The sequence below is a fragment of the Streptomyces sp. NPDC030838 genome, from assembly GCF_055572035.1.
This window is the reverse complement of record NZ_JBVIED010000002.1, coordinates 274,916-299,185: the sequence shown is the minus strand read 5'-3', so window position 1 is coordinate 299,185 and position 24,270 is coordinate 274,916. Positions and strand designations below refer to the sequence as shown.

The 24,270-nt window shown below is 70.9% G+C and carries 18 protein-coding genes; 14 read left to right on the top strand and 4 right to left on the bottom strand.

The annotated features are described in order from the left end of the window. The first annotated feature begins 56 nt into the window (after window positions 1-56). Both ACZ42A_RS08425 and ACZ42A_RS08420 read left to right on the top strand, forming a co-directional pair. Entirely contained in the window at window positions 57-1,565 is a 1,509-nt protein-coding gene (locus ACZ42A_RS08425) for a tetratricopeptide repeat protein (RefSeq protein WP_468526405.1), read from the top strand. Continuing rightward, the gene (locus tag ACZ42A_RS08420) at window positions 1,562-3,904 is read left to right on the top strand and encodes a glycosyltransferase (protein ID WP_468526404.1); all 2,343 of its coding nucleotides are present in this window, start codon (window positions 1,562-1,564) and stop codon (window positions 3,902-3,904) included. The genes ACZ42A_RS08425 and ACZ42A_RS08420 overlap by 4 nt, the downstream gene beginning before the upstream one ends. 36 nt (window positions 3,905-3,940) lie before the next feature. Here ACZ42A_RS08420 and ACZ42A_RS08415 read toward each other — a convergent pair whose 3' ends face one another. The 3 genes from ACZ42A_RS08415 to ACZ42A_RS08405 form a co-directional block, all read right to left on the bottom strand. Then, complete coding sequence (locus tag ACZ42A_RS08415) at window positions 3,941-4,909, bottom strand: O-methyltransferase (RefSeq protein ID WP_468526403.1); 969 nt, start codon at window positions 4,907-4,909, stop codon at window positions 3,941-3,943. Window positions 4,910-5,046: 137 nt separating this feature from the next. Continuing rightward, window positions 5,047-6,372, bottom strand: a complete 1,326-nt coding sequence (locus ACZ42A_RS08410; RefSeq protein ID WP_468526402.1) for an alpha-2,8-polysialyltransferase family protein — start codon at window positions 6,370-6,372, stop codon at window positions 5,047-5,049. Further along, window positions 6,372-7,358 carry a glycosyltransferase family 2 protein gene (locus ACZ42A_RS08405; protein WP_468526401.1) on the bottom strand — a complete coding sequence of 329 codons (987 nt, stop codon included), beginning with the start codon at window positions 7,356-7,358 and terminating at the stop codon, window positions 6,372-6,374. Before ACZ42A_RS08405 ends, ACZ42A_RS08410 begins: the two co-directional genes overlap by 1 nt. 198 nt (window positions 7,359-7,556) lie before the next feature. Here ACZ42A_RS08405 and ACZ42A_RS08400 point away from each other — a divergent pair, with 198 nt between their 5' ends. The 12 genes from ACZ42A_RS08400 to ACZ42A_RS08345 all read left to right on the top strand — a co-directional run bounded on the left by ACZ42A_RS08400 (window position 7,557) and on the right by ACZ42A_RS08345 (window position 23,186). Continuing rightward, window positions 7,557-8,900, top strand: coding sequence for a DUF6716 putative glycosyltransferase (locus ACZ42A_RS08400; RefSeq protein WP_468526400.1), 1,344 nt, complete (start codon window positions 7,557-7,559; stop codon window positions 8,898-8,900). Between the two features lie 56 nt (window positions 8,901-8,956). Next, window positions 8,957-10,201, top strand: coding sequence for a cytidylyltransferase domain-containing protein (locus ACZ42A_RS08395; protein WP_468526399.1), 1,245 nt, complete (start codon window positions 8,957-8,959; stop codon window positions 10,199-10,201). Between the two features lie 13 nt (window positions 10,202-10,214). Then, window positions 10,215-11,153, top strand: coding sequence for an N-acetylneuraminate synthase family protein (locus ACZ42A_RS08390; RefSeq protein ID WP_468526398.1), 939 nt, complete (start codon window positions 10,215-10,217; stop codon window positions 11,151-11,153). A 49-nt stretch (window positions 11,154-11,202) separates the two neighbouring features. After that, window positions 11,203-12,288: a hypothetical protein gene (locus ACZ42A_RS08385; RefSeq protein WP_468526397.1), complete on the top strand. Its 1,086-nt coding sequence runs from the start codon at window positions 11,203-11,205 to the stop codon at window positions 12,286-12,288. Window positions 12,289-12,553: 265 nt separating this feature from the next. Then, window positions 12,554-13,789, top strand: coding sequence for an amidohydrolase (locus ACZ42A_RS08380; protein WP_468526766.1), 1,236 nt, complete (start codon window positions 12,554-12,556; stop codon window positions 13,787-13,789). Window positions 13,790-14,859: 1,070 nt separating this feature from the next. Next, the gene (locus ACZ42A_RS08375) at window positions 14,860-15,912 is read left to right on the top strand and encodes a BMP family lipoprotein (protein WP_468526396.1); all 1,053 of its coding nucleotides are present in this window, start codon (window positions 14,860-14,862) and stop codon (window positions 15,910-15,912) included. A 303-nt stretch (window positions 15,913-16,215) separates the two neighbouring features. Then, a complete protein-coding gene (locus ACZ42A_RS08370) occupies window positions 16,216-17,262 on the top strand; it encodes a BMP family lipoprotein (RefSeq protein ID WP_468526395.1) in 1,047 nt (348 codons plus the stop codon). 164 nt (window positions 17,263-17,426) lie between these two features. Continuing rightward, window positions 17,427-19,058, top strand: coding sequence for an ABC transporter ATP-binding protein (locus ACZ42A_RS08365; protein ID WP_468526765.1), 1,632 nt, complete (start codon window positions 17,427-17,429; stop codon window positions 19,056-19,058). Continuing rightward, entirely contained in the window at window positions 19,058-20,179 is a 1,122-nt protein-coding gene (locus ACZ42A_RS08360; protein ID WP_468526394.1) for an ABC transporter permease, read from the top strand. Before ACZ42A_RS08365 ends, ACZ42A_RS08360 begins: the two co-directional genes overlap by 1 nt. After that, complete coding sequence (locus ACZ42A_RS08355; RefSeq protein ID WP_468526393.1) at window positions 20,176-21,441, top strand: ABC transporter permease; 1,266 nt, start codon at window positions 20,176-20,178, stop codon at window positions 21,439-21,441. Before ACZ42A_RS08360 ends, ACZ42A_RS08355 begins: the two co-directional genes overlap by 4 nt. Further along, complete coding sequence (locus tag ACZ42A_RS08350; protein ID WP_468526392.1) at window positions 21,438-21,827, top strand: cytidine deaminase; 390 nt, start codon at window positions 21,438-21,440, stop codon at window positions 21,825-21,827. Before ACZ42A_RS08355 ends, ACZ42A_RS08350 begins: the two co-directional genes overlap by 4 nt. 75 nt (window positions 21,828-21,902) lie before the next feature. Then, window positions 21,903-23,186, top strand: a complete 1,284-nt coding sequence (locus ACZ42A_RS08345) for a thymidine phosphorylase (RefSeq protein WP_468526391.1) — start codon at window positions 21,903-21,905, stop codon at window positions 23,184-23,186. Window positions 23,187-23,264: 78 nt separating this feature from the next. On the opposite strand, the gene ACZ42A_RS08340 is transcribed toward ACZ42A_RS08345, so the two are convergent. Further along, entirely contained in the window at window positions 23,265-24,185 is a 921-nt protein-coding gene (locus ACZ42A_RS08340) for an AEC family transporter (protein ID WP_468526390.1), read from the bottom strand. Window positions 24,186-24,270: the final 85 nt, after the last annotated feature.

Below are 24,270 nucleotides of genomic sequence, written 5' to 3'. Positions count from 1 at the left end.
ACCTTCCCCACTTTCCTTGGCAGATTCTTGCCCTTTCCTTTTCCAGCAGGAGCACCATGACGAGGGTTCGCAGCAGATGGTCACGTCCCCGATCGGGGGACCTGGCATCCGCGCCCACCGACGGGGGACCGCCCACCGCCCAGGTCACCCCGGCCGAGCTGGAGGACTGCCTGCGGGCCTGCGCCGTGCACAGCGGCAAGCTCGTCGGCAGCCTCGACAACCGCCGGATCGCGCTGGCCGAACAGCTCCGCAAGCTGCTCGCCCTGTGGGCGCAGGAGCAGCCGCAGCCCGCCGCCACCGGCGGCGCGACCGGCCTGATCCGCCGCGGCGCCAAGGCGGTCGCCGGCGGCGGACTGAGCAACGACCTGCTCGACGCCCTCCTCGCGGTCGGCAACAAGTCCCTCGACTGCGGCTACGACGACGAACTGAACCTCGCCCTGCTCATCAGCGACACCGTGCTGACCCAGCGCAAGAACTCCCGCGCCGGCTGGCGGCTGCGCGGCCGGCTGCTGGAGGCGATGGGCCGCCCGGCCGCCGCCGTCGAGGCCTTCGAGCGCTACCTCGCCCTGACCCAGGAGGACGGCTTCGGCGTCCGCGCCAAGGTCGCCGGACTGCGCACCGCGACGCAGCACCGCGCCGACCTGCTCGCCCTGCTCCAGCGCACCGTCCCGGACGCCGCCCGTCACGCCGACGGCCCCGCGACCGACGTCTGGGCCGACGGCCTCGCCGCACACGCCGACGGCGACTGGGAGCGGGCCCAGGCCCTGCTGGTCGGCGCCCTGGTCGCGCTCGACCGCGCCGAGGCCCCGGAGCAGGAGTTCCAGGAGGCGCTCAGCCACTACCTGGACCTGTGCACCGGAGCCCAGCCCCGCCCCACCCCCGAACTGACCGAGGCCATCGCCCTCTTCGCCGAGCAGCGCCGCAACCGGATGCGCGGCCCGCTGCCCGACCCGCTCTTCGGCGGGGTGCAGTGGATCAGCCTGGGCGAGTTCCGCAACCGGATCGCCGGCAAGTCGATCTGCCTGATCGCCAACTCCGGCAAGGTCGGCGAGAGCGGCATGGGCGCCGAGATCGACGGCTACGACCTGGTCGTCCGCTTCAACTCGTACAAGATCGACCCGGCGCACACCGGCAAGCGGACCGACATCCACGTCACCATCCACAAGCACGGCTTCAACTGGGACCAGCCCGTGGACACCCGCCTGGTCTTCGGCGGCATCTCCGGCGACTGGAAGTACTCCCTGCGCAACCGCCTGGTGCCGGGCGCGCAGAAGTACCTCGGCGACGAGTCGCTGCGCTGGCCGGTGCGCAACATCGGCAAGTGGGGCACCGACCGCTGGCCGGCCATCCCCACCTCCGGCTTCAACATGCTCTTCCTGCTCGACTTCCTGGACGTCAGCCCGGTCCTCGACCTGATCGGCTTCGACTTCTACGAGAGCGGCGCCTACCGCATCGCCGAGGCGATGAAGATGCCCATCACATCCGTGCACGAGTACACCAGCGAGAAGGCGTGGGTCATGGAACGGGCCCAGAGCGTCTCCGGCATGAGGATTTCCCTGAGATGACCCCTGTATCCGCCGCCATACCGTCCGCCGGGCCCGCCACCGCCGCTCCGGCCACCGACGCCCGCGCCCTCACCGGCAAGCGCCGTATCGCCTTCGCCAGCTTCGTCGACGAGAACTACCTGCCCGGCTTCCTCGTCCTGCTGCGCTCCCTCGCCCTCACCAACCCGGGCGTCTGCGAGGACTTCATCGTCCTCCACGACGACCTGCGCCCCGCCTCCGTCGCGAAGATCCGCGCACTGCACCCGCGGGTGACCTTCCGCCGCGTCGACGCCGACCACTACGACTCCTACGTCAAGGGCGACCAGGACAACTACCTGGTCCGCAAGGCGTACTTCATCCTCGACGTGTTCAGGATCCGCGACTACGACACGGTCATCACCCTGGACACCGACATGGTGGTCCTCGGCTCGATCGCCGAACTGCTCTCCCTGCGCGAGGGACTGGCCGCCGTACCGCAGTTCTTCTACGGCCAGCACAAGCTCAACAGCGGCCTGCTCGTCATCCAGAAGGAGTTCCTGACCGACGAGTTCTGCGCCCGCGTCGACGAGATCGGCCGCTCCGGCGCCTACGAGCTCGACAAGCACGACCAGGGCATCCTCAACGCCCTCCTCGACGGCGACTTCGTCCGCCTCGACGCGAGGTACAACTTCGTCAAGCGCCGCCTCTCCGGCGACCTCCCGGTCCCCGACGACACCGCGATCCTGCACTTCACCGGCCGCCACAAGCCCTGGCAGGGCGGCGAGTCCGGCTACGAGCAGGCGCAGGAGCGCTGGCGCGAGTACCAGATGAGCGACGCCGAGCTGCACGCCGCCTTCCTGTCCCGCGGCGGCTCCCCGCACCGCGACCTGCTGGTCCACTTCGGCACCCCGCACGTGGAGCGCACCGGCGACGTCGACACCGCCCGCAAGGTGGCCCTCGCGCACATCGGCGCCGGCGACTACCAGGCCGCCGTCGACATCATGGAGCGCGTCCACATCCCCGTCGACGAGGCCTGGCCGCACGAGGTGTACGGGCACGCCCTGATGAGCGTCTCGCGCTACGAGGAGGCCCGCGCCCAGCTGCTGCTCGCCACCTCCGCGCCCAACCGCGCCGCCACCGCCTTCGCCCGGCTCGCCCAGATCGCCTGGGTGCACGGCGACGACGCGACCGCGCAGAAGTACGCCCTCCAGGGCCTCACTGTCGACCCCACCCACCGGGCCAGCCGCATCTGGCACCAGCGCGCGATCGGCGTGCCCAGCCAGCAGCAGGGCAGCCCCGCCGAGCAGCTGGCGCACGTCGCCTTCTACATGGACCGGCAGGGCAACGCGGGCGACAAGCTGCTCCCGGAGTCCGTGCGGCTCGCCTTCGACCCGGACACCACCGGCCGCCGCTGGCACTCCGTCCACGCCCACCGGCTGTTCGACGAGGCCGCCCTGGAGCGGGTCAACGCCCGGCGCGGCCTGGTCATCGGCGGCGGCGGTCTGTTCATCCCGGACACCATGCCCAACGGCAACAGCGCCTGGCAGTGGAACGTCCCGGACGAGCTGCTGGAGCGCATCGACGTGCCGATCGCGGTGTACGCCGTCGGCTTCAACGCCTTCGACGGCCAGTCCTACCGGGCCAACCGGTTCCGCGAGTCGCTGCGCAAGCTGGTGGAGAAGTCCGCCTTCTTCGGGCTGCGCAACCACGGCTCGATCGAGAAGGTCCGCGCGATGCTCCCGGCCCACCTGCACGACAAGGTGCGCTTCCAGCCCTGCCCGACCACGGTCACCCGGCAGCTGGTCGCGAACTGGCGGGACCCGGCGACCCGCGACGACACCATTCTGATCAACGCCGCCTACGACCGCGCGGGCCTGCGCTTCGGCCACGACTACGGCTACTTCCTGGCGCAGATGGCCAAGGCCGTACGCGAACTCGGCGACCTCGGCGAGGTCCAGTGCGTCGCGCACTCCCTCGACGACGAGCGGATCGCCTTCGACCTGCGGCGCGAACACGGCATCTCGCTGCCGGTCATCCCGATGTACGACTTCGAGAACGACGAGATCCGCGACCTGTACGCGCGCACGAAGCTGGTCATCGGCATGCGCGGCCACGCGGGCATGATCCCGTTCGGCTGCGGCACGCCCATCATCAGCCTGATCTCGCACCCGAAGATGGCGTACTTCCTGCGCGACATCGAGCGGCCCGAGTGGGGCGTCTCCGTCCACGACCGCAACCTCGCGGCGATCCTCGTGGAGCGGTCGCGCGACCTGCTCGCCGACCACGACAGGACGGTGGCCGACGTGCACGGCCGGCAGCAGGAGCTGTGGAAGATCACGCAGGCGAACGCGGCGGAGCTGCGGACCATCCTGGGGAGCTGACAAAGGGATGAGCCCCCACCGCGGTGGGGGCTCGTCTCACCGTCCGACGGCCTTGCGCACCAGCTTGGCCAGGCGCGAGCCCTCCTTGTCGTACGCCGTCCTGAGCTGCTTGAAGTGGTCGGCGCGGGTGCGGCCGAGGTACTCGTCGCCGGTCAGCCGCCGCGCGATCGACCAGGCCTGCCGGTGCCGGCCGTCGTAGTGGGCGACGTACGCCTTGGCCAGCTCCAGCACCGAACGGAACGGGATCCCGCCGGTGTGGTCGCGGTCGATCCGCTCCTGCACGGCCGAGATCAGCTCCAGCTTCCTCTCGTACGGGAACGAGTCCTCGCTGATGGCGGTCAGCACCTGCTCGGGGATCGGCTTGGTGACCTCGAAGGCGAGGGTGGAGCGGATGGGCGGCCCGGCGATCTCGATGTACGGCAGCAGGGCGCCGGTGCTGTAGTGCAGCCACGGCAGCCGCGGGCCCGCGAAGTCCTGGTGCAGGACGACGGAACCCGGCCGCAGCCGGGTCAGGAACCGCTCGGAGACACAGCGGAAGACGCGGGCCGTCTTGGCTATGTCGATGTGCAGGAACTCGACGGGGGAGTGGTCCTCCGGGTCGGAGGTCTGCCACAGGTCCCCGGCGTGGATCTCCAGGAACGGCAGGAACGGCTCCAGCCTGCTCTTGAAGTCGTTGAGGAAGGAGTTGTCTCCCTCGGGCGCGGCTCCGCCGGTGAAGAACTTCTCGGTGGCGAAGGTGCCCTTGCCGACGCGGAAGAAGTCGTAGGCGTGCAGCCGTCCCGTCTTCTCGTCGAACACCGGCGACTCGTGCAGGCCCAGGGCGAGCGCGTACGTCGATCCGCCGCCGCCGGAGCCCAGCTCGACGATCCGGTCGTCACCCGTGAGGACGTGCCGGCCGACCAGGTACAGGAACTGCAGCTCCCAGGTGCTCACCTGGGTGTAGGGCAGGTTGTCCGGCAGCTTGACGCTGTCGAGCATCGGATAGAGCCGGCCGAGCTTCGTCATGAGTGCCTCACGGGGTCGGTGGGACGGCGTCCCGATCCTAGGGACCGCCACGCCGTCTCACCATGGAATCAAGGGAGTAAACCGGTTGCTCACCGTCGTTTCTCTGTCCTTGTCCCGCTGTTCACCTCTGATTCAACCTATCGGCGAACCACCTTCTTCAGCGCCCGCGCCCGGCGCACCACCCGGCGCGCGGTCGCGTTGTTCGGCAGGAACGACAGCCGCTCGGGAATGCCGCCCGGCAGGCCCAGCGAGGTGAGCCGCTTGCGCTTGAAGTAGCGCTGGATGCCCGGGCCGTAGTGCGCGGCGAGGAACCGCTCGGCCGCCGGACGCAGGCCCGCCTGGATCTGCGGCTGCATGGTGAAGCCGACGGCGGTGACCAGCCCGGCCGGCAGACCCTCGTCGAGCGTGGCCGCCTCGCCCTCCAGCGGCGGGAGCAGCGCGTCGGCCAGCGTCACCGGCACCCGGTTGCTGTTCTGGTACGGCGTGAGCCGGTCCAGCAGCGGCTCGGTGCCGATCCGGGCGACCGGCAGGCCGTAGAACGCGGCCGCCGTGAACAGCGCGGTCGAGAAGCAGCCGACCACCAGCGCGGGCGCGGCCTTCTCGAACAGCACCTCCGCGAGGACCGGCGTGTCCAGCACGGTCAGCGCCACGCCCAGCTTCTCGGCCTCGGTCTCCAGCGCGCGGCTGTAGCTCGCCGGGGCGGTCGGGTGCGGCTTGAAGACGATGGTGCGATGTCCGCGCGCCACCGCGCCCCGCATCATCCGCACATGCAGGTCCTCCTCCTCGCTCGGGGAGAGGATCTTCAGCGCGGACAGATACTGGCCGAGCAGCAGCGCCGCACCCGACGGCACCTCGGGCAGCTCCGGGACGGCGCCGGTGAGGCGGCTCAGCACCTTCAGGAACGCCTGGGTCGGCACCACCTGCGGCGGCACGTCGAACTCGGTCAGCAGCAGCGGCACGAGGCCCGGCACCAGGTCCAGGTGGAGCAGCCGCCGCACCCGGGTGCCGACCAGCGGGTCGAGCTTGTTGCGGGTGGGGCCGTAGCTCATCAGGCCGTCGGCGTAGACGTGGACCGGCGCGCCGGTGAAGATCTGCGCCACCGTGAGCGCGGGGCTGACCTGGATGGACTCCACGACCAGCTCGACCCGGTCCTCGCCCAGGCCCCACAGCAGCCGCAGATAGCGCTCGAACAGCGGCAGGTCGTCGGCGCGGGGCTGCCAGGCGCCCGGGTGGAAGGGGTGGATCGCCTCGTTGAAGGAGATCACGTCGTCGAAGTGCTCGCGCAGCGGCCCGAAGCCCGGCATCTCGTCGACCGCCGACGTGGTCTCCGGCGTCATGGCGTTGTTGAACACCAGCAGGATCCGCCGGTCCGCCGCCTCGAAGCAGTCCGACTCGATCGCGGCGGCCAGGGTGGCGGCGCCGTACAGCGTGGAGACGCAGAAGATCTGGGTGGTACGGGACATCAGGCGGCCGCCTTCGCTGTGGTGACCCGGCGCCGCAGCCGCCGCAGCGTCGAGGCGCGGCGCAGGTCCATGGTGTCGAGCACGTCGCCGAGCGCGTCCTGTGGCATCCGCTTTATCGCCGCCGCGCTCATCGCGCGCAGCTGCTTGGCCACCGAGGGCTCGAACTTGTCGATCTCCGACAGATGGTGGGCGATGATCGCGCAGTAGGTGCGCACCGCCTTCGGAAGCAGCCGGTCCGCGTCGCGGTCCGCGGCGGTCTCCCCGACGACCTGGTCGAAGGCGCGGATGAAGTCCAGCTGGCGGACGTCACCGATCTGGGTGAGCGACCCGGCGACCCCGCGCCGGTAGAACACTCCGAGCAGGCTGACCACGGCGAAGGACTCCGCCTCGCGGTGCAGCTTCCAGATCCAGGGCCGGTCCTCGGCGGTGCGCAGCCCGTCGGTGAAGTGCAGCAGGCCCTTGTCGAGCAGCCGCCGGTGGAAGGCGCCGGCCCAGGCGTAGGCGTAGTCCACCGAGGTGGTGCGGTCGGCGGGCAGGATCGCCTCGCGCGGGTTCAGCACCTCGCCCCGCAGCCCGACCGGCACCCGGTGCACGGAGCGGGCCCGCGCGGTGGCCTGGACGTGGTCGGTGCGCACGAAGTCGCAGCCCAGGTCCTCGATGGCCGCGACCAGCTCGCTCAGATAGCCGGGGGCGATCCAGTCGTCACCGTCCAGGAAGACCAGGTACTCGCCGGTCGCCACATCGAGTCCGGTGTTGCGCGCGGTGGCGAGACCTCCGTTTTCCTCGCGGTGGATACAGCGCACCTGTGCGACCTCGGAAAGCTCCTCGGCCGCGCGTTCGAGAATGGCCGGTGTTTCATCCTTCGATTTGTCGTCGACCAGGATGAACTCGAAGTCGGGCCGGGCATTCGCGCGAAGGCTTCTGAGGTTGTCCGGGGCGTATTGCTGCACGTTGTAGAACGGCACGATCACGGAAAGCTTTGGCACGCCAGAAAGGCTAGGGGGCGGCCCGGCTGCGCAACTTTCCGGTGGCGGTACAGGGGGTGAACTCCATGTGTCGGAACGGTGCATGCCGTGTACTTTCCGGCCCGCGACAGGCCAGTTCGGTTTTCGGTGGGGCGCTGTTAACTTTTTGTTGAGTCGTGGTTGGGCCGCAACTCGGAATTGCTTCCTAGCGTCTTGGACGTGCCACCAAGTACAACGAAGCCCCCACGCATCGCAGTACTCGCGGACTCCGACACCCGCTGGAAATGGGGTGCGCTGACCGCGGACCGCATCGTTCCGGGCCCGTCCATGGAAACCGCCCCCGCGGAAGGGGCGCAAGTCGCTCCGGTCCTGGACGGATACCTGCTGCGCGGCCGGGCCACTCCGACCCCGCGCCAGCTCGCCGAGGTGGGCGTCCGCGCCGACTCCCTGCGCGAGGTCACCGCCGTCGAGTTCCTGCGCACCATGGCGCAGGAGTCGTACGACGTGCTCGTCCTCGCCCTGGTCGGCGGCGGCGTCCAGGCGATGCTGCACGGGCTGAAGCGTGTGTGGGAGGACCGGGCCACCCGGCCCGTCGTCGTCACCGGCTACGTCGGCGTCGTCTACGAGAAGCTCGCCGACGGCCTGCTGCTGCGGCACGGCGCGGACCTCGTCCTCGCCAACTCCCGCCAGGACGCCGAGCGGTTCCGGGCCGTCTACGACGGTGTCGGCGCGGACTCCTCCGCCGTGACCGAGGTGGCACTCCCGTTCCTCGGCGGCGCGCCCTACGCGGGTGAACACGACCCGTACACGGTCGTGTTCGCCGCCCAGCCGTCCGTCCCGGACAGCCGCAAGGACCGCACCTACCTGCTCAACCGGCTGGTCCAGCACGCCCGGCTGCACCCCGAGCGCGAGGTGCTGCTCAAGCTGCGCTCCAAGCCCGGCGAGCACACCACGCACATCGAGGAGCTGCCGTACCAGAAGCTGGCGCAGAAGCTCGATCTGCCGCCCAACTTCCGGCTGGTCTACGGCAACATGGGCGAGGTCCTGGACCGCACCGACCTGCTGGTCACGGTCAGCTCCACCGCCGCCCTGGAATCCCTGCACCGCCGGATCCCCACCGTCGTCCTCACCGACCTCGGCGTCCGCGAGGTGCTGGGCAACCACCACTTCGTCGGCTCCGGCTGCCTCGCCTCCTGGGACCAGCTCGACGCCGGCCACCGGCCCACGCCGGACCCCGACTGGGTGGCCCGGCAGGGGGTCGCCGCCGACGGCTCGTACGCGACCGCCTTCGACGCGGCCCGCGAACGCATCGCCAAGCTGCTGGCCTCGGAGGCGCTGCCGCCGCTCACCCCGTACTACACACCGGCGACCGCCCCCGGCTATCTGCCCGGCATCCTCGCCCGCCACCACCTCGGCCCCGACGGCACCCCGCTGCCCGGCGCCCCCGCCCACGACAAGGAGCCCGGCCCGGTCCGCCAGATCGTCCGCCGAGCGGCGCGCGGCGCCTACCGGCACGGCGTGCAGCGGGTGGCTCCCGTGATCCGGCGGATGGGCGAGCTGTGAGCCCCGCACCCGTGGCGGCACCCGCACCGGCGCCCGCACCCCAAGGAGTAGAGCCCATGTCCCACCCGCAAGCGGGCGAAGGCGCCACCATGCGCCGGGTGCTCGCGGTGATCCCCGCGCGCGGCGGCTCCAAGGGCGTGCCCGCGAAGAACCTCGCCCCGGTCGGCGGGATACCTCTGGTCGCCCGCGCGGTCCGCGAGTGCCGGGCGAGCCGGCTGGTGACGGACGTCGTGGTGTCCACGGACGACCAGGCCATCGCCGAGGCCGCCCGCGCGGGCGGCGCCGAGGTCGTGCTGCGACCCGCCGCCATCGCCGGTGACACGGCCACCTCCGAGGCGGCCGTCCTGCACGCCATGGACGCCCACGAGGCGCTGCACGGCTCCCCGGTCGACGTGGTGCTGCTGGTCCAGTGCACCAGCCCGTTCCTGACCCGCGAGGACGTCGACGGGGTCGCGGCGGCCGTCGTGGAGAACGGCGCCGACACCGCCGTCACGGTCGCGCCGTTCCACGGCTTCATCTGGCGAGACGCCGAGGACGCCGCAGACGCGGCCGACGACGAGGGCGGCTACGGCGTCAACCACGACAAGGCGTTCCGCCCCCGCCGCCAGGACCGCCCCCAGGACCTGCTGGAGACCGGCGCCGCCTACGCCATGGACGCGCCCGGCTTCCGCAAGCACCAGCACCGCTTCTTCGGCCGTACGGAACTGGTGCGCACCGACCCCGCGCGCGTGCTGGAGATCGACGACCCGCACGACCTCGCCCGCGCCCGCGCCCTGGCCCCGCTGTTCGACGCGGACCGGCCCGGCGCCCTCCCGACCACGGACGACATCGACGCGGTCGTACTGGACTTCGACGGCACCCAGACCGACGACCGGGTGCTGATCGATGCCGATGGACGGGAGTTCGTCTCCGTGCACCGCGGCGACGGACTCGGCATCGCGGCCCTGCGCAAGTCGGGCCTGAAGATGCTGATCCTGTCCACGGAGCAGAACCCGGTCGTCGCCGCCCGCGCACGGAAGCTGCAGATTCCCGTGCTGCACGGCATCGACCGTAAGGACCTCGCGCTGAAGCAGTGGTGCGAGGAGCAGGGCATCGCGCCTGAGCGCGTGCTCTACGTCGGCAACGACGTCAACGACCTCCCGTGCTTCGCCCTCGTCGGCTGGCCCGTGGCGGTCGCGAGCGCCCACGACGTCGTGCGCGGCGCCGCACGCGCGGTCACCACCGTGCCCGGTGGCGACGGCGCGATCCGAGAGATCGCCGGCTGGATTCTCGGACCCTCTCTCGATTCCCTCACCAAGTAAGGACATCTCTGCCATGAGCACCAACTCCCGCATCCGCAGCTTCGGTTCGCGCGAGGTCGGCCCGGGCCGCCCCGTCTACATCTGCGGCGAGATCGGCATCAACCACAACGGTGAGCTGGAGAACGCCTTCAAGCTCATCGACGTGGCCGCCGAGGCCGGCTGTGACGCCGTGAAGTTCCAGAAGCGCACGCCGGAGATCTGCACCCCGCGCGACCAGTGGGACATCGAGCGCGACACCCCCTGGGGCCGGATGACCTACATCGACTACCGCCACCGCGTGGAGTTCGGTGAGGACGAGTACCGCCAGATCGACGAGTACTGCAAGGAGAAGGGGATCGACTGGTTCGCGTCCCCGTGGGACACCGAGGCCGTCGCCTTCCTGGAGAAGTTCGACCTCCCGGCGCACAAGGTCGCCTCGGCCTCCCTGACGGACGACGAGCTGCTGCGCGCCCTGCGCGCGACGGGCCGTACGGTCATCCTCTCCACCGGCATGTCGACCCCGAAGCAGATCCGCCACGCGGTTGAGGTCCTCGGCTCCGACAACATCCTCATGTGCCACGCCACCTCGACCTACCCGGCGAAGGCCGAGGAGCTGAACCTCCGCGTGATCAACACGCTGGAGAAGGAGTACCCGAACGTCCCGATCGGCTACTCCGGCCACGAGACCGGGCTCCAGACCACGCTCGCCGCGGTCGCGCTGGGCGCCGTCTTCGTCGAGCGCCACATCACCCTCGACCGCGCCATGTGGGGCTCCGACCAGGCCGCCTCCGTCGAGCCGCAGGGCCTCACGCGCCTCGTCCGCGACATCCGCACCATCGAGGCCTCCCTCGGCGACGGCGTGAAGAAGGTCTACGAGTCCGAGCTGGGCCCGATGAAGAAGCTGCGCCGCGTCGCCGGCGTGGTCGCCGAGGCGGAGATCGCCGCGGCGGCGGGCGAGCCGGTCACCGTCTGAACCAGCCGAACCCCTACAACCCCCCATACGACGGGACGGTCGTACGCCGATGAGCCCCCGCGCCGGGAAAGCCGGCCAGAACGCCGGACCTGACACCCTCGCCTTCGTCGAGAGTCCGGTACAGCTGCTGAACGTGCTGGAGTGGGCGCACGCCCACGCGCCCGGCGCGGGGCTCACCCTGGTGGTCCTGTCGCCCATCGACCCGATGACCCGCGGTCAGCTGCGCCGGATGGCCGAGCTGGCCCGGCAGGAGGGCCACGAGGTCCGCTGGGAGGAGGCGCGCGGCGGCGCGCTGGCACCCTTCCAGACGGTCGGCGGGCTGACCGGACCGCTGCGCCGCGCCCGGCGGATCGTCATGGGGGACCCCTTCTCCCGCTACGTCCAGCTGCTGCTGACCATCACCCGGGCGCGTGACCTGGTCGTCGTGGACGACGGCACGGCCACGATGGAGTTCGTCACCCAGCTGGCCCGCGGCGAACGCCTGGTCCGCTGGCACCGCAAGGGCACCCGCCCCGGCCCGCGCGACCTGGCCTTCGCCCCCGTTTCCTCCTCCGCCCGGCGCCGCCTCACCCCGGCCGAGGACCGCCGGGTCGAGGTCTTCTCCTCGATGCCCATCGAGGAGACCCCGGGCGGGGTGACCGTCCGGGCCAACGACTTCTCCTGGACCCGGGCCCGCTTCGGCCCGCCCCGCATCACCAAGGGCGCCGACATGGTCGGTACGTCGCTGGTGGAGACCGGGGTGGTGGACGGCGACCGCTACCTGACCGCCGTACGCTCCCTGGCGCACACCCATGGCGCCCTGCGCTACTTCGCCCACCGCCGGGAGAGCGCCGAGAAACTCCACCGGCTGGCCGTGGAGACCGGCCTGGAGGTCGTCCGCCCCGACCTCCCGCTGGAGCTGATCGCCCGCCGGGGCCCGATCGGCCGTACGATCCTCAGCTTCCCCTCGACGGTCGTCCACACCCTGCCGCTCGCCCTCGCCGGCACCGAGGTCCGGGTCGCCGTCTGCGACATCGACCCCGCCTGGCTCACCCGCACCGCCTCCCCGCGGGCCCAGGGCTTCCTGGACGGCGTGACGGGAACGGCCCGCGACGTGCACCGGCTCTCGGCGGTACAGGCGGTACAGGCGGTGTAGGCGTCGGGCGCGGGCGCCGGGGCCCGTTCCGGTGGGTGAACAGTTGAGCGTGGGTGGGGCAGGGCGTGGTATCCGTGGAGAAGTGGGTGGGTCTTGTACCGGCCCGGACGGCGTCGCGGTCGGCCGAGTCGCGCGAGTTTACCCACCCCACCCGACGCCTATGCGCTCGGCGGCCAGGTTTTCTTCCCCTAACGGGCTGAACTTTTGTTGATCTCGGGACAGTTGGCCATCCGGGCGTCCTACCCTTCAGAGGGTGAAGCAATTGATGTCACTGGAGTCCGAGGCCGATCTCTCCGGGGAAGCGATGCTGCCCGGCACCCTGCCGGAGTCGCTGCGTGCGGAACTCGTCGCGTTCCGACGTGACTTGCACATGCACCCCGAGCTGGGCAACCAGGAGTTCCGCACCACCAAGGCGATCAAGGCCCGGCTGGAGCAGGCCGGGCTCAAGCCGCGGGTGCTCCCGGGCGGCACCGGACTCGTCTGTGACATCGGCGCCGACGGCGGCCAGTGGAGCGGCGGCCCCGAGATGCTGGCGATGCGCGCCGACATCGACGCGCTGCCCATCCCGGACGCCAAGACGGAGTGCGCCTACCGCTCCACCGTGCCCGACCGCTGCCACGCCTGCGGCCACGACGTCCACACCACGGTGGTCCTCGGCGCCGGACTGGTCCTCGCCGACCTGCACCGGCAGGGTCTCCTGCCGCACCCGGTCCGGCTGCTCTTCCAGCCCGCCGAGGAGGTCCTGCCCGGCGGCGCCGCCGACGCCATCGAGCACGGCGGGGTGCTGGACGGGGTGGCCCGGATCATCGCCGTCCACTGCGATCCGCGCGTCGACGCCGGGCGCATCGGGCTGCGGCACGGCGCGGTCACCTCGGCCTGCGACCGGCTCGAGGTCACCCTCGACGGCCCCGGCGGGCACACCGCCCGGCCGCATCTGACGACCGACCTGGTCACGGCGGCGGCCCGGGTGGTCACCGACGTGCCGGCGATCGTCGCACGCCGGGTCGACGCCCGCAGCGGCCTGTCGGTCACCTGGGGCCGTATCGAATCGGGCCACGCCCCGAACGTCATCCCGCAGCACGCCGAGCTGTCCGGTACGGTCCGCTGCCTCGACCTGGAGGCCTGGCGGCAGGCGCCGGACCTGGTGCACGCCGCGATCGACGAGGTCGCGGGGCTGCACCGGGCGAAGTCCGAGATCAACTACGTCCGGGGCGTCCCGCCGGTCGTCAACGACCCGGGGGTCACGGAGCTGCTCCGCGACGCCATGACCATCCGCCGCGGTCTCGACTCCGTCGAGGGCACCGAGCAGAGCCTCGGCGGCGAGGACTTCTCCTGGTACCTGGAGCACGTTCCCGGCGCCATGGCCCGCCTCGGCGTCCGCACCCCCGGCGAACGCACCGTCCGCGACCTCCACCAGGGCGACTTCGACGTCGACGAACACGCGATCACGGTAGGCGTGGAACTCTTCACGGCGGCGGCGCTGCTCGACGGCGGCCACTGAGCCCTCCGGGGGCGGTGCGGCTCAACGGCCTCGGCTTCGCCGTCGGCCGCATTCGTCTCCCAACCGCACCACCCGTGCGGCAATCGTGGCCCGGTGCGGGTGGCCCCCACGGGCGGTCCTCGCCGTCGGCGGCTTTCCGCCCGTGCGCGGTGGTTTCCCACCCGCACCGCCCGTGCGGCCATCGTGGTCGGGTGCGGGTAGCCCCCGCGGGCGGTCCTCGCCGTCGGCGGCTTTCCGCCCGTGCGCGGTGGTTTCCCACCCGCATCGCCCGTGCGGCCATCGTGGTCGGGTGCGGGTAGCCCCCGCGGGCGGTCCTCGCCGTCGGCGGCTTTCCGCCCGTGCGCGGTGGTTTCCCGCCCGCATCGCCCGTGCGGCCATCGTGGCCGGGTGCGGGTGGCCCCCACGGGCGGTCCTCGCCGTCGGCGGCTTTCCGCCCGTGCGCGGTGGTTTCCCACCCGCACCGCCCGTGCGGCCATCGTGGTCGGGTGCGGGTAGCCCCCGCGGGCGGTCCTCGCCGTCGGCGGCTTTCCGCCCGCGCGCGGTGGTTCCCCACCCGCACCGCCCACGCGGCAATCGTCGCCAGGCCCGGGTGGCCCCCGCGCGGCGTGCCGCCGTCGGCGGCTTCCCCTCCGCACCCAGCCGCCGTGCCCGGCCCGCCGTGCCCGGCCCGCCGGTCTCGGCCGCGCCATCGCTCTGCCCCCACCGCCCAGCCCGTGCGGATTCGCCGCGGCCGCCGACGGCGAACGAGCCCCACGGGGGCCACCCGCACCCGACCGCGATTGCCGCACGGGTGGTGCGGGTGGGAACCCGACCGGGCGATGGCGAAGCCGAGCCGTCGAGCAACCACCTCACCCCACCGCACCCGCCCCGCTTGTGCCCAGCGCAGCGCCGTTGCAGCCTTGATATGTCCCAAGCACACCTTTCGATCCGGTGGTTCACCCACGCGTAACCAGCCACCGGCACGAATGGATAACAGCCACGCGGAACCCCGTTCCCTGGAGTGTCTACGCGCGTTAATGTGCGCCGAACCGAGCACCCACTGCGGGGCTTTGGAGAATGGGGAACTTCAGATGCGTCGGATATCCAAACTGACCCGCGTCGCGGTGGGGGTCGCGTCGCTCGCGCTCGCCGCCTCGGCCTGTGGTGGCACCAGCGGTGAGAGCGCTGGCGGCGACGGCGAGAAGGAGAACCTCGGCCTCGCCATCGCCTACGACATCGGCGGCAAGGGCGACCAGTCGTTCAACGACGCCGCCTACGCCGGCCTGACCAAGGCCAAGGACGAGTTCGGGTACAAGACCGCCGACATCGAGCCCACCGAGGGCGAGACCGACGCCGACAAGGAGCAGCGCCTGGCGTCGCTCGCCAAGCAGGGCTACAACCCCGTGATCGGCGTCGGCTTCGCGTACGGCCCCGCGATGGAGGCCGTCGCCAAGGACTACCCCGACACCACCTTCGGCATCGTCGACTCCGTCGTCGAGGGCGACAACGTCGCCTCCCTCGTCTTCGCCGAGGAGCAGGCCTCCTACCTCGCCGGTGTCGCCGCCGCCAAGGCCACCAAGTCGAACACGGTCGGCTTCATCGGCGGTGTGGACATCCCGCTGATCCACAAGTTCGAGGCCGGCTACAAGCAGGGCGTCGAGGACACCAGCGGCGGCAAGGTCAAGGTCCTCTCCCAGTACCTGACCCAGACCGCCGAGGAGGGCGGCTTCTCCAGCCCGGACAAGGGCAAGGCCGCCGCCGAGGGCCAGATCGAGAAGAAGGCGGACGTCGTCTACCAGGCGGCCGGCCTCTCCGGGCAGGGTGTCATCGAGGCCGCTGCCAAGGCCAAGGTCTGGGCCATCGGTGTCGACTCCGACCAGTACCAGCAGGAAGCCCTCGCGGCGTACAAGCAGTACATCCTCACCTCCGCCCTGAAGGACGTCGGCGGCGCGGTCTACGCCCTCGCCAAGTCCGTCGAGGACGGAAAGCCGCTGACCGGCACCCAGACCTTCGACCTGAAGGTGAACGGCGTGGGCCTGTCCGAGAGCAACCCCGAGTACGGGAAGATCGCGGGCCTGAAGGACGCCGTGGAGAAGGCCAAGGAAGGCATCATCAGCGGCGAGATCAAGGTCAACACCGAGTGACCGGGTGACGGCGCACCTCGCGACCGCACCGCCCCCCTGAACGGGCGAACCCGGTCGTAGCAACTCGAAGCGGGCGGGCGCCCCACGGGCCCCGCCCGCTTCTGCTTTTCCATCCAGGTCACCCACCGCCACCCCTTGTTTGCGGTCGGCAAGCCTTCACCCGGGCCCCCGGGTGGCGTTGGCCACGGGCGGATAACAAGGTGGACAGAAGGGGTTTTCAGGCAGGTCTACGCGCGTTAATCTGCGGCGAAGCCAGCGCCGATGCTGAACCGTGCGGCGCGTTGTACGACAGGAGCACCACACATGCGCCGGGTTTCCCGCATCGCGGTCGCAGGCGCAGCGACCGCCTCCCTCGCCCTCGCTCTGTCCGCCTGCGGCGGCACCTCGACCGAGAGCGGCTCGTCCACCGACAGCGACAAGGGCCTCGCCATCGCGTACGACGTCGGCGGCAAGGGTGACCAGTCCTTCAACGACGCCGCGTACGCGGGCCTGGAGCAGGCGAAGAAGGAGTTCGGCTACGAGACGGCCGACATCGAGCCCACCGAGGGCGAGACCGACGCCGACAAGCAGCAGCGCCTGGAGTCGCTGGCCAAGCAGGGCTACAACCCGGTCGTCGGTGTCGGCTACGCGTACGCCGCCGCCGTCAAGGGCGCCGCCGAGAAGTACCCGAACACCACCTTCGGCATCGTGGACGACTCCACGGTCCAGGCGAAGAACGTCGCCGACCTGGTCTTCTCCGAGGAGGAGGCCTCGTACCTGGCCGGCGTCGCCGCCGCCAAGAGCACCAAGAGCAACGTCGTCGGCTTCGTCGGCGGTGTGGACATCCCGCTGATCCACAAGTTCCAGGCGGGCTTCGAGCAGGGCGTCAAGGACACCAACCCCAAGGCCAAGGTGCTCTCCCAGTACCTCACCCAGACGGCCGAGGAGGGTGGCTTCTCCAGCCCGGACAAGGGCAAGACGGCCGCAGAGGGCCAGATCGAGAAGAAGGCCGACGTCGTCTACGCGGCCGCCGGTCTGTCCGGCCAGGGCGTGATCGAGGCCGCCGCCGCCAACAAGGTGTGGGCGATCGGCGTCGACTCCGACCAGTACAAGCAGGAAGCCCTCGCCAAGTACAAGGACTGGATCCTCACCTCGGCGATGAAGGACGTCGCCAAGGCGGTCTACAACCTGGCGAAGTCGGTCGAGGACGGCAAGCCCCAGACCGGTATCGTTCGTGGCGATCTGAAGTCCGGCGAGGTGAGCCTGTCGAACTCCAACCCCAAGTTCGCGGACGACGCCGAGGTCCAGGAAGCCGTCGAGACCGCCAAGGAGAAGATCATCAGCGGCGAGATCAAGGTCAAGAGCAGCTGATCATCCGCAACACCCTGAGCAGCGTGTAACCACGGGGTTACGTCCGCTCAACGGGGTACGGGGAGGCTGTCTCCCCGTACCCCGTTGTCGCGGTGCGTCGGCCCCTTTGTATGCCGTAGGGGCGCTACGCGCGTAGACGACCCCCGTCCCCAGGAGAGTGCGCCATCAACGCGTCCAGCAGCCCTCCGGCCGGAGCGGCGGTCAACGGTCAGGCGACCGCCGTCGAACTCGCCGGGATCACCAAGCGATTCCCCGGAGTCGTGGCCAACCACGACATCCACCTCACCGTCCGCAAGGGCACCGTCCACGCCCTCGTCGGCGAGAACGGCGCCGGCAAGTCGACGCTGATGAAGATCCTCTACGGCATGCAGAAGCCGGACGAGGGCACCATCACCATCGACGGCGAGCAGGTCACCCTGCACAGCCCGGCCGACGCCATCGCCCGCGGCATCGGCATGGTCCACCAGCACTTCATGCTGGCCGACAACCTGACCGTGCTGGAGAACGTGGTGCTGGGCAGCGAGAAGCTGTACGGCATCGGCGGCAAGGCCCGCCGCAAGATCAAGGAGATCTCCGAGCGGTACGGCCTCGACGTACGCCCCGACCTCCTGGTCGAGGAGCTCGGCGTCGCCGCCCGCCAGCGCGTGGAGATCCTCAAGGTCCTCTACCGCGGCGCCCGCACCCTGATCCTGGACGAGCCGACCGCCGTGCTCGTGCCGCAGGAGGTCGACGCGCTCTTCGACAACCTGCGCGAACTGAAGGCCGAGGGCCTGTCGGTCATCTTCATCTCCCACAAGCTGGGCGAGGTCCTGTCCGTCGCCGACGACATCACCGTCATCCGGCGCGGTACGACGGTCGGCACGGCCGTCCCCTCCGAGATCACCCCGCGCCAGCTCGCCGAGATGATGGTCGGCAGCGAGCTGCCCACCCCCGAGACCGCCGAGTCCACGGTCACCGACCGCCCGGTGCTCACCGTCGACAAGCTGCGCCTGGAGGCGCCCGGCGGCAAGGCGATCCTCGACGACATCAGCTTCACCATCCACGCGGGCGAGGTCCTGGGCATCGCCGGCGTCGAGGGCAACGGCCAGACCGAGCTGGTCGACGCGCTGATCGGCCTGCGCCACGCCGACTCCGGCACCATCGCCCTGGAGGGCGAGGAGATCACCGCCTGGGCCACCCGCAAGCGCCGCGAGCAGGGCATCGGCTACATCCCCGAGGACCGCCACCGCCACGGCCTGCTCCTGGAGTCCCCCCTCTGGGAGAACCGCATCCTCGGCCATGTCACCGAGAAGCCCAACGCCAAGGGCGTCTGGCTGGACCCGAAGGCGGCCCAGGAGGACACCCGCCGGATCGTCACGGACTACGACGTCCGCACCCCCGGCATCGACGTCACCGCGGCCTCCCTCTCCGGCGGCAACCAGCAGAAGCTGATCGTCGGCCGCGAGATGAGCCACAACCCGAAGTTCCTGATCGCCGCCCACCCCACCCGCGGTGTGGACGTCGGCGCGCAGGCCGCCATCTGGGACCACATCCGCGAGGCCCGCCGCGAGGGCCTGGCCGTGCTGCTGATCTCCGCCGACCTGGACGAGCTGATCGGCCTGTCCGACACCCTGCGGGTGATCTACAACGGCAAGCTGGTCGCGGACGCCGACCCGGCCACCATCACCCCCGAGGAGCTGGGCTCCGCCATGACGGGTGCCGCCACCGGCCACCTGGAACACGAAGAGACCCCCGAGACCGGTACGTCTCCCGAGATCCGCAAGTCTCCTGAGTCTCCGGAAGACGAGGCCCGCTGATGAAGAAGTTCGACAAGGAGCGCGTGCTCCTCGCGGTGGCCGGGCCGGTCATCGCGCTCGCCGTGGCCTTCGCGCTCAGCGCCATCGTGCTGATCGCCTCCGGCAAGAACCCGGTCGAGCCGTTCGCCGTGATGTTCGAGCAGGCCTCCTTCTCCGACATCCAGGTCCGGATCATCAACCAGGCCACGCTGTACTACATCGCGGCCCTCGCGGTGGCCATCGGCTTCCGGATGAACCTGTTCAACATCGGCGTCGACGGCCAGTACCAGCTCGGCGCCATGCTGGCCGCCATCGTCGGCGCCCACGCCAACCTGCCGGCCTTCCTCCAGGTCCCGCTGCTGCTGCTCACCGCGATGTTCGTCGGCGCCTTCTGGTCCGGCATCGCCGGTGTCCTCAAGGTCACCCGGGGCGTCAGCGAGGTCGTCGCGACGATCATGCTCAACGCGATCGCCACCTCCGTGATCGCCTACCTGTGGCTGCCGGACGTCTTCGGCGTCAAGGTCGGCAACAACAACACCACCGGCGAGATGCACTCCTCCGGCTGGATCCCGGGCATCGACCTGGGCGCGGCCGGTGAGATCTACGGCCTGGTCGTCCTCGCCGTACTGCTCGGCATCGGCTACTGGGTCGTCCTCAACCGCACCCGCTTCGGCTTCGACCTGCGCGCCTCCGGCGCCTCCGAGACCGCGGCCGCGGCCAGCGGCGTCGACCCCAAGCGCATGGTCCTCACCGCGATGCTGATCTCCGGCGCCATCGCGGGCCTGGCGGGCCTGCCCATCCTGATGGGCGACACCCACACCTACAGCCTGAACTTCCCCACCGGCATCGGCTTCCTCGGCATCGGCATCGCCCTGCTCGGCCGCAACAGCCCGGTCGGCATCGCCTTCGCCGCCCTGCTGTGGGCCTGGCTCGACAAGGCCTCGCCCGAGCTGGACTTCCACGGCTACGACAAGGAGATCGCGGTCATCATGCAGGGCCTGATCGTGCTCTCGGTCGTCGTCTCCTACGAGGCCGTCCGCGAGTGGGGCCTGCGCCGCCAGCAGCGCCGGGTCGGCGCGGAACTGGCCGCCGGTCACGTCCTCGGCGCCGACAACAACACGAAGGAGGCGGCAGGCCGATGACCACCGCGACCGACGTCAACCAGCCCACCCTCCAGCCCACGGCGCCGACCGGCCGCCGGATGTCGTGGCCCGTGCTGCTGCTGGTCATCGCCGGAGCCCTGGCGCTGACCTCGCTCGTCCGCATCATCACTGGCGCCGACGGCATCACCAACGTCAGCCAGATGTCCACCGCGCTCCAGCTCGCCGTGCCGATCGGCCTCGCCGGTCTCGGCGGCCTGTGGGCCGAGCGCGCGGGCGTCGTCAACATCGGCCTCGAAGGCATGATGATCCTCGGCACCTGGTTCGGCGCCTGGGCCGGCTTCCAGTGGGGCCCGTGGAGCGGTGTCCTCGTCGGCATCATCGGCGGCTGCCTCGGCGGCCTGCTGCACGCCTTCGTCACCGTCACCTTCAACGTCAACCACATCGTCTCCGGTGTGGCGATCAACATCCTCGCCCTCGGCGCCACCCGCTACCTGGCCCCCCTCGCCTTCGAGGGCCACCCGGGCGGCTCCGCCAAGCAGTCCCCGGCGGTCGAGCCCCTCGGCCACTTCACCGTGCCGGGCCTCTCCGACGGCCTGCGGGACCTCAACGACAAGGGCTGGTTCCTGATCTCCGACGTCGCCGGCCTGCTCGGCGGCCTGGTCACCAACGTCTCGTGGCTGACCCTGATCGCCGTCGCCCTGATCCCCGCCACCTGGTGGATCCTGTGGCGCACCGCGTTCGGTCTGCGCCTGCGCTCCTGCGGTGAGAACCCGGTCGCCGCCGAGTCCCTCGGCGTCAACGTCTACAAGTACAAGTACCTGGCCGTGATCATCTCCGGCGGCATGGCCGGCCTCGGCGGCGCCTTCCTGTCCATCGTGGCCAACCCCTTCTACCTGGAGGGCCAGGTCTCCGGCCGCGGCTTCATCGGCCTCGCGGCGATGATCTTCGGCAACTGGATGCCGGGCGGCCTCGCCATCGGCGCCGGGCTGTTCGGCTACACCGACAGCCTCAACCTGCGCGGCGGCTCCGAGAACGTCCACGCCCTGCTGCTGCTCGGCGCGATCCTGCTGGTCGTCGGGGCCATCTGGCTGGCGATCCGCAAGAAGTACGTGAACGCCGTGATCACCCTGGTCGTCGGCGCCCTCGTCTTCGCCTGGTACGCCGGCACCAGCGAGGTCCCCAACCAGGTCGTCTCCGCCACGCCGTACGTCATCACGCTGGTCGTCCTCGCCCTCTCGGCGCAGCGCCTGCGGATGCCGAAGGCGGACGGTCTGCCGTACCGGAAGGGACAGGGCAAGTGACCGTCGACTGGGAGGCCCTGCGGGCGGTGGCGCGGGACGCCATGTCCCACGCCTACGCCCCCTACTCGGGCTACCCCGTCGGCGTCGCCGCCCTGGTCGACGACGGCCGCACGATCTCCGGCTGCAATGTGGAGAACGCCTCCTACGGCCTCGGCCTGTGCGCCGAGTGCGGCCTGGTCTCCGAGCTCCAGCGCACCGGCGGCGGCCGGCTGACGCACTTCACCTGCGTCGACGGCAACGGCGACATCCTCGTCCCGTGCGGCCGGTGCCGGCAGCTGCTGTACGAGTTCGGCGGCCCGGAGCTCCTCCTGGAGACCCCCGCGGGGATCCTCCCGCTCTCGGAGATGCTGCCCCAGGCCTTCGGCCCGGGCCATCTCACCAAGTAACTCCCCGCCGCGGCCCCTCTGACCCGACACTGATCAGAGGGGCCGCGCACTTCCCGGAACCTCGGAAGGAAAGCCATGGCCATGGACGCCATCTCCGTCATCCGTACCAAGCGGGACCGTGGTGAACTCAGCGATGAGCAGATCGACTGGGTCATCGACGCGTACACCCGCGGGGAGGTCGCCGACGAGCAGATGTCCGCGCTCGCCATGGCGATCCTGCTCAACGGCATGAACCGCCGCGAGATCGCCCGCTGGACGGCCGCGATGATCGCGTCCGGCGAGCGCATGGACTTCTCGTCCCTGTCCCGCCCGACGGCGGACAAGCACTCGACGGGCGGCGTGGGCGACAAGATCACCCTCCCGCTCGCCCCCCTGGTCGCCGCCTGCGGCGCGGCGGTGCCCCAGCTCTCGGGCCGCGGCCTCGGCCACACCGGCGGCACGCTGGACAAGCTCGAGTCGATCCCCGGCTGGCGCGCCCTGCTCTCCAACGAGGAGATGCTCTCCGTCCTGGACGGCGTCGGCGCGGTGATCTGCGCGGCGGGCGACGGCCTGGCCCCGGCGGACAAGAAGCTGTACGCGCTGCGGGACGTGACCGGCACGGTGGAGGCGATCCCCCTGATCGCCTCGTCGATCATGTCGAAGAAGATCGCGGAGGGCACGGGCTCCCTGGTCCTGGACGTGAAGGTCGGGTCGGGCGCCTTCATGAAGACGATCGAGGACGCGCGCGAGCTGGCGACGACGATGGTCGGCCTGGGCACGGACCACGGCGTGAAGACGGTGGCCCTCCTGACGGACATGTCGACTCCGCTGGGCCTGACGGCGGGCAACGCCCTGGAGGTCCGCGAGTCGGTCGAGGTCCTGGCCGGCGGCGGCCCCGCGGACGTCGTGGAACTGACCGTCGCCCTCGCCCGCGAAATGCTCGACGCGGCGGGCGTGAAGGACGCCGACCCGGCGAAGGCGCTGGCCGACGGCTCGGCGATGGACGTGTGGCGCCGCATGATCGCGGCCCAGGGCGGCGACCCCGACGCTCCGCTCCCGACCTCCCGTGAGCAGCACGTGATCAAGGCGTCCTCGTCGGGTGTCCTGACTCGCCTCGACGCCTACGACATCGGCATCGCCGCCTGGCGCCTCGGCGCGGGCCGCGCCCGCAAGGAGGACCCGGTGCAGGCGGCGGCGGGCATCGAGATGCACGCCAAGCCCGGCGACACCGTGACCGAGGGCCAGCCCCTGCTGACCCTCCACACGGACACCCCGGAACGCTTCGAGTACGCGCTCCAGGCGGTGGAGGGTTCCTACGACATCGCCGCGCCGGGGACGGACTTCACGCCGTCGCCGGTGGTGCTGGAACGTATCGCCTGACCTGGGGTTTCTTCTTCCGCGTGAACGGGACCGGTGGACCACCACCGGTCCCGTTCGGCTTCACGGCGGCGGCTTCCCTCAGCCCAGCAACGCCGCCACCACCACAAGCCCCGGCACCGACACCACCGTCGACAGCAGAATCGCCTCCCGCGCCAGCACCTCGCCCACCCGGTAGCTGCTCGCGTACGTGAACAGGTTCTGCGCGGCGGGCAGCGCCGACGTCACCACCACGTCGAGCAGCGCCGCACCCCGCAGGCCGAAGACCCCCGCGGCCAGCACCCAGGCGATCAGCGGCTGGGCGACGGTCTTGAGCCCCACCGCCAGCAGCACCGGCCCCTTCTCCGCGCCCCGCAGCGGCAACGTGCTGCCCCGCAGGGAGATACCGAAGGCGAGCAGCACCGCCGGGACGGACATGTTGCCGATCAGAGTCAGCGGGTCCATGACCGGGCCGGGCACCGAGATCCCCGCCGCCGAGACCGCCACGCCCGCCAGCGAGCCCAACGCGATCGGGTTCCGCAACGGCGTCAGCAGCCGCTGCCACAGCGGGCGTTTCGCTCCGCCCGTCGTCAGGTCCAGCACCGTCAGCGCGATCGGTGTCACCCCGACCAGCTGGAAGAGCAGCACGGGCGCCACCAGCGAGGCGTCCCCCAGCACGTACACCGCGATCGGGATGCCGAGGTTGCCGGAGTTGACGTATCCGGCGCACAGCGCGCCGATCGTCGTACGGCCCACTCCCCACCGGCGTACGACTCCCACCGCCACGAACGCCCCCGCCACCGCCGCCGTGCTCAGCGCGGTGACCAGCAGCCGTGTCGAGAAGATCACCGACAGGTCGGCCTGCGCGAGTGTCGTGAACAGCAGGGCGGGCGAGGCGACGTGGAAGGCGAGCTTGGTCAGGACGTCCCGGCCCTGGTCCCCGAGGTAGCCGCGTCGGCCGATCGCGTAGCCCACGCCGATCACCACCGCGATCACCGCGAAGCCGCTCAGCACCCCCTGCACGGCGCCTCCTCGGCGAGGCGGAACCGGGACCCGGGCTGCGATGATCGATGTGGCATGCAAGCAACCCTCATCACAGGCCCCGTCC

Bases quoted from the DNA above. Each gene is read 5' to 3' on its own strand.
- ACZ42A_RS08425 (WP_468526405.1), top strand. From the start codon at position 57: ATGACGAGGGTTCGCAGCAGATGGTCACGTCCCCGATCGGGGGACCTG.
- ACZ42A_RS08420 (WP_468526404.1), top strand. From the start codon at position 1,562: ATGACCCCTGTATCCGCCGCCATACCGTCCGCCGGGCCCGCCACCGCC.
- ACZ42A_RS08415 (WP_468526403.1), bottom strand. From the start codon at position 4,909: ATGACGAAGCTCGGCCGGCTCTATCCGATGCTCGACAGCGTCAAGCTG.
- ACZ42A_RS08410 (WP_468526402.1), bottom strand. From the start codon at position 6,372: ATGTCCCGTACCACCCAGATCTTCTGCGTCTCCACGCTGTACGGCGCC.
- ACZ42A_RS08395 (WP_468526399.1), top strand. From the start codon at position 8,957: ATGTCCCACCCGCAAGCGGGCGAAGGCGCCACCATGCGCCGGGTGCTC.
- ACZ42A_RS08390 (WP_468526398.1), top strand. From the start codon at position 10,215: ATGAGCACCAACTCCCGCATCCGCAGCTTCGGTTCGCGCGAGGTCGGC.
- ACZ42A_RS08385 (WP_468526397.1), top strand. From the start codon at position 11,203: ATGAGCCCCCGCGCCGGGAAAGCCGGCCAGAACGCCGGACCTGACACC.
- ACZ42A_RS08380 (WP_468526766.1), top strand. From the start codon at position 12,554: ATGTCACTGGAGTCCGAGGCCGATCTCTCCGGGGAAGCGATGCTGCCC.
- ACZ42A_RS08375 (WP_468526396.1), top strand. From the start codon at position 14,860: ATGCGTCGGATATCCAAACTGACCCGCGTCGCGGTGGGGGTCGCGTCG.
- ACZ42A_RS08370 (WP_468526395.1), top strand. From the start codon at position 16,216: ATGCGCCGGGTTTCCCGCATCGCGGTCGCAGGCGCAGCGACCGCCTCC.
- ACZ42A_RS08360 (WP_468526394.1), top strand. From the start codon at position 19,058: ATGAAGAAGTTCGACAAGGAGCGCGTGCTCCTCGCGGTGGCCGGGCCG.
- ACZ42A_RS08355 (WP_468526393.1), top strand. From the start codon at position 20,176: ATGACCACCGCGACCGACGTCAACCAGCCCACCCTCCAGCCCACGGCG.
- ACZ42A_RS08345 (WP_468526391.1), top strand. From the start codon at position 21,903: ATGGCCATGGACGCCATCTCCGTCATCCGTACCAAGCGGGACCGTGGT.